Source organism: Thioalkalivibrio sp. ALJ3, from assembly GCF_000377205.1.
Lineage (GTDB): Bacteria > Pseudomonadota > Gammaproteobacteria > Ectothiorhodospirales > Ectothiorhodospiraceae > Thioalkalivibrio.
On the sequence record NZ_KB897905.1, the window covers coordinates 669,744 to 683,413 of the forward strand.

The following is a 13,670-nucleotide window of genomic DNA, read 5'->3' on the forward strand; positions in this document are numbered from 1 at the left end:
AGCGGGTAGTGGTTCTACCCGTCCGTTTTCGATTGATTCGGGGCGCAACGCAGAATCGGGGAACCTGGGGTGCCAACCCCGAAGGGGCTCGGCCGCCCGTTGTTATCGCAAACGGGCGCGCGCACGGCGTTGCGGTTCCCTTGTGCAGAATGCTGCACGGCAGTCACCGCGCCTTGTTCGCACGCAAAAGCGACTCGAGCGCGAGCGCGTGCATTAATCAGTGTTTCCCTAGACGAGCAGGACTGAAACGATGGCAAAACGTGGACTGGGCCGCGGGCTCGATGCCCTCCTGTCGGGGGCACAGAGCGGCGGCGACGAGAGCGACTCCCTGGCGCAACTGCCGATCGAGCAGATCCGCCGCGGTCAGTATCAGCCGCGCGTGCATATGTCCGAGCCCGCGCTTGCGGAGCTCGCCGAATCGATCCGCGCCCAGGGCATTGTCCAGCCGGTGGTCGTGCGTCGGGTCGAAGGTGGCTTCGAGCTGATCGCCGGCGAGCGCCGCTGGCGCGCCGCCCAGATCGCGGGACTGGAGAGTGTGCCCGCCGTGGTCCGCGACATCCCGGACCAGGCCGCGGCCGCGATGTCGCTGATCGAGAATATCCAGCGCGAGGACCTGAACCCGCTGGAAGAGGCCCAGGCCATCCGGCGCCTGATCGACGAATTCGAGATGACCCACCAGGCGGCCGCCGATGCGGTCGGCCGTTCGCGCACCTCCGTCACCAACCTGCTGCGTCTGCTCGAGCTGCACGACGTGGTCAAGGAACACGTGAACGAGGGCCGGCTGGAGATGGGTCATGCCCGTTCGCTGCTGGCCCTGCCGCTGGACGATCAGCCGGGTGTGGCCGCGACGGTCGTCAAGCGCGACATGACCGTTCGTGCCACCGAACAACTGGTCAAGAAGGTACTCTCGGCGCAGCCGGAACCGCGCAAGGAGGCCGGCCCCTCGCCCGAGGTCAGGCAACTCGAAAGCCGTCTGTCCGACCGCCTCGGGGCGCCCGTTCAGGTCCGGTACAACCGTCAGGGCAAGGGCCGGCTGGTCATCGAATACAACAGCCTCGACGAACTCGACGGCATCCTCGAACACATCCAGTAGACTGCCCGCCCGCCTGCCCCAAAGCCCTTCGCCACAAGGCTTTGGGCGACCCATAACGGTTTGACCTAATAGAAGGGTGCACTTATAATGCGCGCACTTTTTGGGAGAGGGGTGGGTGTGCCCATCCGCTGAATGACACCGCGACGCTACAGACACGCCCTACAATCGCTTGGTCTGCAGCTCGCCCTGACGCTGATACTGTCGGGCCTTCTTCTGGCCCTGTTCCCCCCGATCGTGGCGATCTCGGCCGTGGTCGGCGGTATGACCGCGACTCTCGGCAATGCCGTGGCCGCGGTCGTTGTGTTTCGAGCCTACCGTTCCGATCAGGTGGGCTCACTCACGGCGCGCATGATGGGCGCCGAGCTGGGACGACTCGTAATCATCGCGGTGGCATTCGGGGTGGCGTTCGCTCACCTGGACGAGCCGAATCTGCTGGCTTTGTTCGGCGTCTTCCTCCTGGTGCACCTGGCCCCGCTGTGGTGGCTGCACCGGGTTTCTGATCAAGCAATGACGAGATAACTGCATGGCTTCAGAAAGCGAACTGCCCACGATGGAAGAGCACATTGCTCACCATCTCACCAACCTGACCTTCGGCTATCACCCGGAGCAGGGGCTCGGGATCGCCACCACCAGCACCCAGGCCGCCGAGATGGGTTTCTGGGCCATCCATGTCGATTCGATGCTCTGGTCGATCGGTCTTGGGTTGCTCTTCCTGCTGACGTTCCGCGCCGCGGCCAAGAAGGTTACCGCCGGCGTCCCGGGTGGCTGGCAGAATTTCGTCGAAATGATCATGGACTTCGTCAATGACAACGTCCGTGGTTCCTTCAAGCACAAGAACGACATGGTTGCGCCGCTTGCGCTGACCATCTTTGTCTGGATCTTCCTGCTCAACCTGATGGACCTGGTGCCGGTGGATCTCCTGCCGCACATCGCCTATCTGCTGGGCATCCCGTACTTCAAGATTGTGCCGACCACGGACATCAACGTGACCGCGGGTCTGGCGTTGGGTGTGTTCGTCCTGATCATCTACTACTCGCTGAAGATCAAGGGCCCGGTCGGCTTTATCAAGGAACTGACGGGTATCCCGTTCCAGACCAACATCGTGTTCCTGAAGCCGATCTTCTGGGTGATCAACTTCGTGCTGGAGTTCATCAACCTGCTGGCCAAGCCCGCATCGCTCGCCCTGCGACTGTTCGGCAATCTGTACGCGGCCGAGATGATCTTCATCCTGATCGGCGTGATGTACTCCGCGGGCCTGATCCTGGGTCTGGCTGGCGGCGTGCTGCATGTTGGCTGGGCGATCTTCCACATCCTCGTGGTGCCGCTGCAGGCCTTTATCTTCATGGTGCTGACCGTCGTCTACCTCGACATGGCGTACAGCGAAGACCACTGATCCGATTCACCTTCAAACTGACCGTTTCAACACTCGACTGGAGATACAAAAATGGAAATGGCTAACGCTCTGATCGTCCTGGCTGGCTCGCTGCTTCTGGGTCTGGCCGCTGTCGGCGCCGCCATCGGCGTGGGTACCCTGGGTGGTCGCTTCCTGGAAGGCGCCGCGCGTCAGCCCGAGCTGATCCCGATGCTCCGCACCCAGTTCTTCATCGTGATGGGTCTGACCGACGCCGTGCCGATGATCGGCGTGGGTATCGGCCTGTACGTTCTGTTCGCCCTGGGTTAACAAGGCTGAGCGAGTCCCGAGGTCCCCTCCACTCGTCAACCTGAGGTAGCAGGATGAATATCAATCTGACCATCATCGGCCAGCTCCTCGCGTTTGCGGTCTTCGTGTGGTTCACGATGCGCTACGTTTGGCCGCCCATGTCCGCCGCCCTGGAAGAGCGCCGCAAGAAGATTGCGGACGGCCTGGCTGCCGCCGAACGCGGCGAAAAGGAACAGGAGCTCGCCCAGGAGCGAGCGACCGCGGTGATCAAGGAGGCCAAGCAGCAGGCCAACGAGATCATGGCCTCTGCGCAGAAGCGGGCCACCGAGCTGGTCGAGGAAAGCAAGACCACCGCGCGCGAGGAAGGCGAGCGGATCAAGGAACAGGCGCACTCCGAAATCGAGCAGGAGATCAACCGCGCGAAGGAAGAGCTGCGCAAGCAGGTCTCCCAGCTGGCGGTTGCCGGTGCCGAGCAGATCCTGGCCAAGGAGATCGATGCCAAGGCCCATGGCGATCTGCTGAAGAAGCTCGCGGCCAAGCTCTAAGGAGACGTTATGTCAGACCTGATTTCGGTCGCCCGACCCTACGCCCGCGCCGCGTTCGAGCGGGCCCAGGAGAAAAACGATCTCGCTGGCTGGGCCGAGCAGCTCGAGTTGCTGGCCGCGATCGCCCGGGACTCGCAGATGCACAGTCTCCTCTCCAACCCGCGGCTCCCGCGTGCCGATCGCGCGCAGCTCGTGCTGGATGTGGCCGGCGACAAGGTCGGCCCCGAGGCCGGCAACCTGGTTCGGCTGCTGGCCGAAAACGGTCGCCTGCCCGCGCTGCCTGCTGTGTTTGATGCGTTCTCCACGATGAAGGCCGACGCCGAAAAGCGCGTGCACGCCGACGTAATCGCCTTCCGCAAGCTCACGCAGGCGCAGGAGAAAGAAATCCACGATGCCCTGGCCAAGGGCCTGGGCTGCGAAGTCGATCTCGAGTGTTCGGTCGACAGCTCCCTGCTCGGGGGAGCCATCATCCGCGCCGGCGACCTGGTAATCGACGGCTCCGTGCGAGGCCAGCTGAACCGCCTGGCTGCCAATTTGAGTCGCTAAGAGGATATTTAACATGCAACTGAATCCCTCCGAGATCAGTGATCTGATCAAACAGCGCATCGAGAAATTCGATGCCTCCTCCGAGGCCGCCAACGAGGGCTCCGTGGTCAGCCTGACCGACGGTATCGCTCGTGTGCACGGCCTTGGCGATGTCATGCAGGGCGAGATGATCGAGTTCCCCGGCGACACCTTCGGCATGGCGCTCAACCTCGAGCGCGACTCTGTCGGCGTCGTGATCCTGGGTGACTACAAGCACATCAAGGAAGGCGATACCGCCAAGTGCACCGGCCGCATCCTGGAAGTGCCGGTGGGCGAGGGCCTGCTGGGCCGCGTGGTCGATTCCCTCGGCCGCCCGATCGACGGCAAGGGTCCGGTAGACACCGGTGTCACCAGCCCGATCGAGAAGATCGCCCCCGGTGTTATCGACCGCCAGTCGGTTGACCAGCCCCTGCAGTCCGGCATCAAGGCGATTGACGCGATGGTCCCGGTCGGCCGCGGCCAGCGCGAGCTGATCATCGGTGACCGCCAGACCGGCAAGACCGCGGTGGCCATCGACGCGATCATCAACCAGAAGGACTCCGGCGTTAAGTGTATCTACGTCGCCGTGGGTCAGAAGGCCTCGTCGGTTGCCTCCGTGGTGGCCAAGCTGGAAGAGGCCGGTGCGATGGAGAACACGATCATCGTCGCCGCCAACGCCTCCGAGTCGGCCGCGATGCAGTTCATCGCCCCGTACGCCGGCTGCGCGATGGGCGAGTACTTCCGTGATCGCGGCGAAGACGCCCTGATCGTCTACGATGATCTGACCAAGCAGGCCTGGGCCTACCGCCAGGTGTCCCTGCTGCTGCGTCGTCCGCCGGGCCGCGAAGCCTATCCGGGTGACGTCTTCTACCTGCACTCGCGTCTGCTGGAGCGCGCCTCGCGCGTGAACGCCGACTACGTCGAGCAGATGACCGACGGCGAAGTGAAGGGCCAGACCGGCTCGCTGACCGCGCTGCCGATCATCGAGACCCAGGCGGGCGACGTCTCCGCGTTCGTGCCGACCAACGTGATCTCGATCACCGACGGCCAGATCTTCCTCGAGACGGACCTGTTCAACTCCGGTATCCGCCCGGCGATCAACGCCGGTCTGTCGGTCTCCCGAGTCGGTGGTTCCGCACAGACCAAGATCATCAAGAAGCTGGGTGGCGGTGTGCGTCTGGCGCTGGCGCAGTACCGCGAGCTGGCCGCGTTCTCGCAGTTCGCCTCGGATCTGGACGAACTGACCCGCAAGCAGCTCGACCGCGGCAAGCGCGTGACCGAACTGATGAAGCAGGGCCAGTACCAGCCGATGTCTATCGGCGACATGGCGTTCTCGCTGTTCGCCGCTAACGAGGGCTACCTCGATGACGTCGAGGCCGAGAAGGTCGTGAGCTTCGAAAAGGAACTGATCTCCTACGCGCGTTCCTCGCAGAAGGACCTGCTTGACGAGATCAACAGCTCTGGCGACTACAACGACTCCATCCAGGAAAAGCTGAAAAAGGCCCTGGAAGAGTTCAAGGCCAAGCACAGCTGGTAACGGGAGCACGCAATGGCGGGCACTAAGGAGATTCGGACGCAGATCAAGAGTATCCAGAATACTCAGAAGATCACCAAGGCCATGGAGATGGTCGCCGCGTCCAAGATGCGCAAGGCCCAGGACCGCATGGAGGAGTCCCGGCCTTACGCCCAGAAGATCCACGACGTGATCGGTCACGTCGCGATGGCCAATGCGGAGTACAAGCATCCGTTCATGGTCGAGCGCGACGTGAAACGCGTGGCGCTGATCATCGTCTCGACCGATCGCGGTCTTTGCGGCGGGTTGAATACCAACCTGTTCAAGAAGGCCGTCGGCGAGATGCGGCGCTATCGCGAAGAGGGCGTCGAGGTCGACCTGTGCGTGATCGGCAACAAGGCGCTGCAGTTCTTCAAGCGCCTGGGTGGCAATATCGTGGCCGAGGCGCGCGATCTGGGCGACCGCCCGCACATCACGGACCTGATCGGCTCCATCAAGGTCGTGCTGGACAACTTCCGCGACGGCAAGGTCGATCGCGTCGTGCTGCTGGAAAACAAGTTCGTCAACACGATGACCCAGCAACCGGAGGCGACCCAGCTCCTGCCGACCGCGCCGAGCAAGGACGAGTCCCTGAAGCATCACTGGGACTACATCTACGAGCCGGATACGGTTCCCGTGATGGATACCCTGCTCGAGCGTTATGTCGAGTCGCTGATCTACCAGGCAGTGGTCGAGAACGTGGCCTGCGAAATGGCCGCGCGCATGGTCGCGATGAAGTCCGCCTCCGACAACGCCGGCACGATGATCAAGGACCTGCAGCTCGTCTACAACAAGGCGCGCCAGGCCGCGATTACCCAGGAGATCTCCGAGATCGTCAGCGGCGCGGCTGCGGTCTAGCGCCCGCCGGCACGATTCGATCGGCTCGGCACGAATTACGACTTACGAGGATGAACAAATGAGTTCCGGAAAAATTGTCGAAATCATCGGCGCCGTCGTGGACGTGGAGTTCCCCCACGGCGAAGTGCCCAAGGTCTACGACGCTCTGACCCTGGAGAACGGCCTGACCCTGGAAGTCCAGCAGCAGCTGGGTGACGGCGTCGTGCGTACGATCGCCATGGGGACCACCGAGGGTGTGAAGCGTCAGACCCCGGTCACCGCGACCGGCAAGCCGATCTCCGTGCCGGTCGGCAAGGGGACCCTGGGCCGCGTGATGGACGTCCTTGGCCGCCCGGTGGACAACGCCGGCGACGTAGAGGCCCAGGAGACCTGGTCGATCCATCGTGCCGCCCCGACCTTCGACGAGCAGGCGGGCTCCACCGAGCTGCTGGAAACCGGCATCAAGGTTATCGATCTGCTGTGCCCCTTCGCGAAGGGCGGCAAGGTCGGCCTGTTCGGCGGTGCCGGCGTGGGCAAGACCGTGAACATGATGGAGCTGATCCGCAACATCGCGATCGAGCACTCCGGTTACTCCGTGTTCGCCGGTGTGGGCGAGCGTACCCGTGAAGGGAACGACTTCTACCACGAGATGAAGGACTCCAACGTCCTCGACAAGGTGGCCCTGGTTTACGGCCAGATGAACGAGCCGCCGGGCAACCGTCTGCGGGTCGCGCTGACCGGTCTGACCATGGCCGAGTTCTTCCGTGACGAAGGCCGCGACGTGCTGATGTTCATCGACAACATCTACCGCTACACCCTGGCCGGGACCGAGGTCTCCGCGCTGCTGGGTCGTATGCCGTCCGCGGTGGGCTACCAGCCGACCCTGGCGGAGGAGATGGGTGTGCTGCAGGAACGCATCACCTCCACCAAGAAGGGTTCGATCACCTCCATCCAGGCCGTCTACGTGCCGGCGGATGACCTGACCGACCCGTCCCCCGCCACGACCTTTGCGCACCTGGATGCGACCGTCGTGCTGTCGCGTCAGATCGCCGAGCTGGGGATCTACCCGGCGGTGGATCCGCTGGACTCCACCTCGCGCCAGCTGGACCCGCAGATCATCGGGCAGGAGCACTACGACACCGCCCGCGCGGTGCAGGGTACCCTCCAGCGCTACAAGGAGCTGAAGGACATCATCGCGATCCTCGGCATGGACGAACTGTCGGAAGACGACAAGCTGGTCGTGGCCCGCGCGCGCAAGATCCAGCGCTACCTGTCGCAGCCGTTCTTCGTGGCCGAGGTCTTCACCGGTGCGCCCGGCAAGTACGTGTCCCTGAAGGACACCATTCGTGCGTTCAAGGCCATTGTCGCGGGTGAGTACGACCACCTGCCGGAGCAGGCCTTCTACATGGTCGGCACCATCGAGGAAGCCGTCGAGAAGGCCGAGAAGCTCGGCTAAGGAGTGAGCAGCATGCCCATGACGATGCACGTGGATGTGGTCAGCGCCGAGGAGTCCATCTACTCCGGCACCGCGCTGATGATCGCGGCCCCGGCCGAGGGTGGCGAGGTTGGCGTTTATGCCGGCCATACGCAGATGCTGGCCCGCCTGAACCCGGGCGAGCTGCGCATCCAGGAAAAGGAAGGCGCCGATCCGCAACCGGTGTTCGTCTCGGGCGGTATCCTTGAGGTCCAGCCTTACCATGTGACCGTATTGGCGGACACGGCGGTGCGGGCCAAGGATCTGGACGAGGCCGAGGCGCTTGAGGCGAAGAAGCGTGCGGAAGAGGCCCTGGAAAACTCCAAGGCCGATTTCGACTACGCCAAGGCCCAGGCGGAACTCGCGGAGGCTGCCGCCCGCCTGCAAATGATCCAGAAGTTGCGCCGGCAGTAATCCGGCAAATTGCGACGGATGACCGACCCCAAGGGCCAACCAACTGTGTTGGCCCTTTATGATTGTACCCATGCCTGAAACGACACCCCTTCATATCGCGGTCCTTGCGGCCGGCAAGGGGACGCGCATGCGGTCCCGCCTCCCCAAGGTCCTGCAAACCCTGGCCGGACGTCCCTTGCTGGCCCATGTACTCGAACGCGTCGCGCCCTTCGAGGCTGCGGCCCTCCACGTCGTGGTCAGCCACGAACAGGAACGGGTCCGTGCCGCTTTTGCCGATCACCACCCCGTTATCGACTGGATTGACCAGGGCGAGCCACGCGGTACCGGGCACGCTGTGTTCCGCGTGCTCCAGGAGATCCCGGATCCCGCGCGGGTCCTGGTTACCTACGGGGACGTGCCGCGGATTCCGGTCGCTGACCTGGAGGCCTGTGTCCGGGGCGAGGGCGTGACGGTGCTGGCGGCGCAAGTCGCGGACCCGAGTGGCTACGGGCGCCTGATCCTGGACCCTTCCGGCGGGCTCGAGCGTATTGTCGAGCACAAGGAGGCCACTGCCGCCGAGCGGGCGGTGGACCTGATCAATACCGGAGTACTCGCCGCTCCCGCGGGTGATTTGCGCCGCTGGCTGACAGCCTGTGAACCGGACGCGGCCGGGCCTCGGGAGTGGTACCTGACGGACATCGTTGCGCAGGCGCGCGCGGAAGGGCGAGGTGTCGACGTGGTCCGCAGCAGCGACCCGGCCGCCGTACTGGGTGTGAACGACCGCGAGCAACTGGCCGTTCAGGAGCGCCTGCACCAGGCGGAGCAATGCGCACGCATGATGCAGGAGGGCCTCTGCGTGGCGGATCCCGCACGTCTGGATGTGCGCGGTGTCCTGAAATTCGGACAGGACTGCGCGATCGACGTGAACGTCGTGATCGAGGGCACGGTCACCCTGGCGGACGATGTCTATATTGGCCCCGGCTGCGTGCTGCGCGATTGCGATATTGGATCCGGCACGCAGATCGCGGCACACAGTGTCCTGGAAGGTGTGCGCATCGGCGATGGCGCGAACGTCGGACCGTTTGCCCGCCTGCGACCGGGGACCGAACTGGGCCCCGGCGCGCGCGTCGGCAATTTTGTCGAGATCAAGAACGCCACGCTGGGTCCCGGCGCGAAAGCCAACCACCTGACCTACGTCGGGGACGCGAGCGTCGGGGCCGGAGCGAACCTGGGGGCAGGAACGATCACCTGCAACTATGATGGTGCGAACAAGCATCGCACCGAGATCGGCGAGCGTGCGTTCATCGGCTCGAATACAGCCCTGGTGGCGCCCATTCGCATCGGCGATGATGCGACGGTGGGCGCGGGCTCGACTTTGTCGGACGACGTGGACCCGGGCGCGCTGGCGTTGACCCGCGCCCGACCGCGCATCATTCAGGACTGGCCGCGACCCAAAAAGAAATCCGACTAGGGAAACAATGATGAATGTACGCATTCGCGTTGGTACCCCAGGTTTTCCGAGACAAGGCGCGTCGTGCAGCGGGTAGTGGTTCTACCCGCCCGTTTTTGATGGATTCGGGGCGCAACGCAGGATCGGGGAACCTGGGGTACCAACCCCACCATTTAATAAACGAAGGGGCTCGGCCGCCCGTTGTTATCGAAAACGGGCGTGGGAACGGCGTTGCGGTTCCCTTGTGCAGAATGACTGCACGGCAGTCGCCGCGCCTTGTTCGCACGCAAAAGCGACTCGAGCGCGAGCGTGTACATTCATCATTGTTTCCCTGAGGAGTTTGCATGTGCGGTCTGCTGGCAGGCATTGGTGAGCGCAACCTGGTCCCCATCTTCATCGAGGGTCTGCATCGACTCGAATACCGTGGCTACGACTCCGCCGGCGTAGCCGTCGTCGCCGACCATGCGGTGCGCGCGGTGCGCGCCGTCGGCAAGGTGGCCGCGCTCGAGGAACAGATCCAGGCTGGGGGGCTGCAGGGGCCGGTCGGGATCGCGCATACGCGCTGGGCCACGCACGGCCCACCCAACGAGGTGAATGCGCATCCCCACCGCTCGCGCGACGGCCGTGTGGCCATTGTGCACAACGGCATTATCGAAAATCATGCGGCTTTGCGCGCCGATCTCGATGCAGCCGGCTGGTCCTGTGTCTCCGCGACCGACAGCGAGGTGATCGCCCACCGCCTCGAGCAGCTCCTGGTGGATGGGGCCTCCCCGATGGCCGCCATGCGCCGCGTCTGCTCGGAACTGGAGGGCGCCTACGCCCTCGCGGCGGTGTTCGCCGATTGCCCGGACGAGCTGATCGTCGCGCGCTCCGCCAGCCCCCTGATCCTGGGGCTGGGGATCGGCGAGTTCTTTGCGGCCTCGGACGTCCAGGCACTGCTGCCGGTCACCCAGCGTTTTGTCGATCTGGAAGACGGGGACGTCGCACGGCTCACGCGTGCCGGTGTGGAAATCCAGGATGTTCACGGCCAGCCTGTGGAACGTGCCATTCGTGAGGCACGCACTCAGGCGAGCATCGCCGATCGTGGCGAGTATCGTCACTTCATGCTCAAGGAGATCTACGAGCAGCCCCACGCCCTTGAGGAGACGCTTTCCGGCCGTCTGGGCGAGGATGCCGTGCTCGAGAATATCCTGGGCCCCGGTAGTGACGAGCGCCTGACCGACGTCGGCGCCGTCCAGATTGTGGCCTGCGGTACGAGTTACCACGCGGGGCTGGTGGCCGCCCACTGGATCGAAGAGCACCTGGGCCTGCCCGCCCGCGTCGACGTGGCGAGCGAATACCGCTATCGGCGCCATGTCCTCGCCCCGGGCACGCTGCTGGTCGTGATCTCCCAGTCGGGGGAAACCGCTGACACCCTGGCCGTTCTGCGCCAGTCCCAGGAAGAGCCTTTCCTGGCACGCCTGGCGATCTGCAATGTCCCCGAAAGCACCATGGCCCGTGCGGCCGATCTGGTGCTGATGACCCATGCCGGCCCCGAGATCGGGGTCGCATCGACCAAGGCCTTTACCACCCAACTGGCCGCGCTCGCCACGCTCGTGCTGCTCCTGGGGCAGACTGCCACCGCCGCCCGCATGACCGCCGAGGAACGCACGGCCGCTGTCACTGCCCTGCGCAGTCTGCCCGATCAGGTGGCGCGCATCCTGGCCCTGGACGGTCCGATTGCGCGCATCGCCGAGGACCTCCTCGAGCGGCAACATGCCCTGTTCCTGGGGCGGGGTGCCTATTTCCCCATCGCACTGGAAGGCGCGCTCAAGCTGAAGGAGATCTCCTATATCCACGCGGAGGCCTATCCCTCGGGCGAGCTGAAGCACGGCCCACTGGCGCTGGTCGACACCGAGATGCCCGTGGTCGCCGTGGCCCCTGACGATGCGCAGCTGGAGAAACTCTCCAGCAACTTGCAGGAGGTGCGCGCCCGTGGGGGGCAGTTGATCGTGATTGGCGAGTCCAGCGCCGCTCGCACCCTGGCCCCGGAGGACATCTGGATCGGCCTGCCTCAGAGCGAACCCCTCAGCCCCTGGTTGGCACCGGTTCTGCTGACGGTACCCTTGCAATTGCTGGCTTACCATACGGCCGTGCTCAAGGGCACGGATGTCGACCAGCCGCGCAACCTGGCGAAATCGGTGACGGTTGAATAGCGCCCCCCGCCTGGCACTACCGGACTTTCTATCAGGAAACGCTTGTATTCGCCCGGCGGGTCGGCTAGATTCGGGCGCGCTTGAATAACCGTACGATCAGGAGTACCCCATGGATCAGCAAGAGCTCAACAACCGTTGCGTCACCCTGTTTCAGTCCCCGCGTATCCAGACCAAGCTCTGGAATCCGCGCATGTTCTGGAACGTTGGCCGCAAGCTGAATGTGACCCCCGACGAACTGACCGAGCCGAAGGTCGACCTCTGCGAGCTCGAGGTGATGCTGTCCGCGGCTGCCTATGAGCCGTCCCAGTGCGCCGACAACCTGAACGACCGCGAAACCGGTCGCGCCGACTTCATCCGTCGGGCTGTGCAGTCTGGCCAGCGTCCGTTTCTGCGTCGCGCCGCCTGATCCGGTCTCCTGACTGGTGATGTCGAAGACCCGGCCCTTGTGCCGGGTCTTTTGTTTGGCGTGTCAGCCACGCGTCTCCAGCCAGAAGGTCACCGGGCCGTCGTTGACCAGGCTGACCTGCATGTCCGCACCGAAGCGGCCGCTGGCGACCCCCGGGTGTGAACCCCGCGCCTGAGCCACCAGGTATTCGAACAGGGCCTGCCCGTGCTCCGGGCTGGCGGCGGTCGTAAAGCTCGGACGCATCCCCTTGCGCGTATCCGCGGCCAGCGTGAACTGCGGCACCAGTAGCAGACCACCGCCAGTGTCCTGGAGGCTTCGATTCATGCGCCCCTCGTCATCCGTGAACACGCGATACCCGAGCATGCGCTCCAGCAGCCGTTTCGCCGCCGATTCGTTGTCCTGTGGTTGCACCGCGACCAGCGCCAGCAGCCCCGGCCCGACCGCGCCGACGCGCTCACCACCGATGTCTACCGCGGCCTCGGTCACCCGCTGAATCAGGGCGATCACGTCGTGGTTGCCCCGGTCCTGCCCGCGACCTGCCCTTTAAGTTCGTCGGCCAGCGTGTCGGTCGCAGCGACCAGCTCGCGCACGATGCCGGTCTCGGCCGCGGAGTGCCCGGCATCGGCGACGATTGCCAGGCGTGCCTGCGGCCACGCCCGATGCAGCTCCACCGCCTGCTCCACCGGGCACACTACGTCGTAGCGCCCGTGCACGATCCAGCCCGGTATGTCGCGCAGGCGCGGTGCGTCGCGCAGCAACTGATCCGGTTCCAGGAAGGTGTCGTGCATGAAGTAGTGGCATTCCAGCCGCGCCAGGCTCACGGCCACGTCCGGGTCTTCAAAGTGCGCGATCACGTCGTCGTTCGGGATCAGGCAGGAGGCGTGTCCTTCCCAGCCCGACCAGGTGCGGGCAGCCGCTCGGCGGATTTCGGGATCTGTGTCGGTCAGCCGCCGGTAGTAGGCCCCGACCAGGTCGTCGCGCTCCTCCGGCGGGATGGGCTTCAGGTAGTGCGCCCAGGCCTCCGGGAATAGACGGTCGGCCCCTGACTGGTAGAACCACTGGATATCCCGCGGCCGGCACAGGAATACCCCGCGCAGGATCAGTCCCAGTACGCGATCGGGATGGCTCTGGGCATAGGCCAGCCCCAGCGTCGAGCCCCAGGAACCACCGAACACCGCCCAGCGCTCGATCCCCAGGTGTTCGCGCAGGCGTTCGATATCAGCCACCGCGTGCCAGGTGGTGTTGGCCTCCAGGCTCGCGTGCGGCGTCGAGCGCCCGCAGCCACGCTGGTCGAACAGCACGATGCGGTAACGTTGCGGGTCGTAGAAGCGCCGATGCCACGGCTCGCAGCCCGAGCCCGGCCCGCCGTGCAGGAATACGACCGGGATCCCGTCGGGTGTGCCACATTCTTCAAAGTAGAGCTCGTGGCCGTCACCTACCGCGAGCCTTCCTGTGCTGTGCGGTTCGATCTCCGGGTAAAGGGTGTCCATTGATCAGTGCT

The 13,670-nt window shown here is 64.6% G+C and carries 15 protein-coding genes; 13 read left to right on the top strand and 2 right to left on the bottom strand.

The annotated features are described in order from the left end of the window. Nucleotides 1-250 precede the first annotated feature (250 nt). The 13 genes from C935_RS0103200 (at nucleotide 251) to C935_RS0103260 (ending at nucleotide 12,169) form a co-directional block, all read left to right on the top strand. The gene (locus tag C935_RS0103200) at nucleotides 251-1,093 is read left to right on the top strand and encodes a ParB/RepB/Spo0J family partition protein (RefSeq protein ID WP_018861070.1); all 843 of its coding nucleotides are present in this window, start codon (nucleotides 251-253) and stop codon (nucleotides 1,091-1,093) included. A gap of 132 nt (nucleotides 1,094-1,225) precedes the next feature. Then, the gene (locus tag C935_RS0103205) at nucleotides 1,226-1,612 is read left to right on the top strand and encodes an ATP synthase subunit I (RefSeq protein WP_018861071.1); all 387 of its coding nucleotides are present in this window, start codon (nucleotides 1,226-1,228) and stop codon (nucleotides 1,610-1,612) included. A gap of 31 nt (nucleotides 1,613-1,643) precedes the next feature. After that, nucleotides 1,644-2,486: a F0F1 ATP synthase subunit A gene (gene atpB, locus C935_RS0103210; protein ID WP_018868129.1), complete on the top strand. Its 843-nt coding sequence runs from the start codon at nucleotides 1,644-1,646 to the stop codon at nucleotides 2,484-2,486. Between the two features lie 51 nt (nucleotides 2,487-2,537). Beyond that, a complete protein-coding gene (gene atpE / locus C935_RS0103215) occupies nucleotides 2,538-2,774 on the top strand; it encodes a F0F1 ATP synthase subunit C (RefSeq protein ID WP_012983953.1) in 237 nt (78 codons plus the stop codon). A gap of 53 nt (nucleotides 2,775-2,827) precedes the next feature. Continuing rightward, nucleotides 2,828-3,298: a F0F1 ATP synthase subunit B gene (locus C935_RS0103220; RefSeq protein ID WP_012983952.1), complete on the top strand. Its 471-nt coding sequence runs from the start codon at nucleotides 2,828-2,830 to the stop codon at nucleotides 3,296-3,298. Nucleotides 3,299-3,307: 9 nt separating this feature from the next. Further along, entirely contained in the window at nucleotides 3,308-3,844 is a 537-nt protein-coding gene (locus tag C935_RS0103225) for a F0F1 ATP synthase subunit delta (protein WP_018861073.1), read from the top strand. A 13-nt stretch (nucleotides 3,845-3,857) separates the two neighbouring features. Beyond that, entirely contained in the window at nucleotides 3,858-5,399 is a 1,542-nt protein-coding gene (atpA, locus tag C935_RS0103230; protein ID WP_018861074.1) for a F0F1 ATP synthase subunit alpha, read from the top strand. A gap of 12 nt (nucleotides 5,400-5,411) precedes the next feature. Beyond that, the gene (gene atpG, locus C935_RS0103235; RefSeq protein WP_018861075.1) at nucleotides 5,412-6,272 is read left to right on the top strand and encodes a F0F1 ATP synthase subunit gamma; all 861 of its coding nucleotides are present in this window, start codon (nucleotides 5,412-5,414) and stop codon (nucleotides 6,270-6,272) included. Nucleotides 6,273-6,330: 58 nt separating this feature from the next. Then, entirely contained in the window at nucleotides 6,331-7,707 is a 1,377-nt protein-coding gene (gene atpD / locus C935_RS0103240; protein WP_018861076.1) for a F0F1 ATP synthase subunit beta, read from the top strand. Between the two features lie 12 nt (nucleotides 7,708-7,719). After that, entirely contained in the window at nucleotides 7,720-8,139 is a 420-nt protein-coding gene (locus C935_RS0103245; RefSeq protein WP_018861077.1) for a F0F1 ATP synthase subunit epsilon, read from the top strand. Between the two features lie 127 nt (nucleotides 8,140-8,266). Continuing rightward, nucleotides 8,267-9,589: a bifunctional UDP-N-acetylglucosamine diphosphorylase/glucosamine-1-phosphate N-acetyltransferase GlmU gene (gene glmU, locus C935_RS0103250; protein WP_018861078.1), complete on the top strand. Its 1,323-nt coding sequence runs from the start codon at nucleotides 8,267-8,269 to the stop codon at nucleotides 9,587-9,589. A 323-nt stretch (nucleotides 9,590-9,912) separates the two neighbouring features. Then, nucleotides 9,913-11,763, top strand: a complete 1,851-nt coding sequence (gene glmS, locus C935_RS0103255) for a glutamine--fructose-6-phosphate transaminase (isomerizing) (protein ID WP_018861079.1) — start codon at nucleotides 9,913-9,915, stop codon at nucleotides 11,761-11,763. A 109-nt stretch (nucleotides 11,764-11,872) separates the two neighbouring features. After that, complete coding sequence (locus tag C935_RS0103260) at nucleotides 11,873-12,169, top strand: hypothetical protein (protein ID WP_018861080.1); 297 nt, start codon at nucleotides 11,873-11,875, stop codon at nucleotides 12,167-12,169. 63 nt (nucleotides 12,170-12,232) lie between these two features. Here the strand turns inward: C935_RS0103260 and dtd are convergent, their stop codons facing one another. After that, nucleotides 12,233-12,676 (bottom strand): D-aminoacyl-tRNA deacylase, encoded by a 444-nt coding sequence (gene dtd, locus C935_RS0103265; protein WP_018861081.1) that lies wholly within the window; start codon nucleotides 12,674-12,676, stop codon nucleotides 12,233-12,235. Further along, nucleotides 12,673-13,659: a prolyl aminopeptidase gene (gene pip, locus C935_RS0103270; RefSeq protein WP_018861082.1), complete on the bottom strand. Its 987-nt coding sequence runs from the start codon at nucleotides 13,657-13,659 to the stop codon at nucleotides 12,673-12,675. The genes dtd and pip overlap by 4 nt, the downstream gene beginning before the upstream one ends. Between the last annotated feature and the right edge of the window lie 11 nt (nucleotides 13,660-13,670).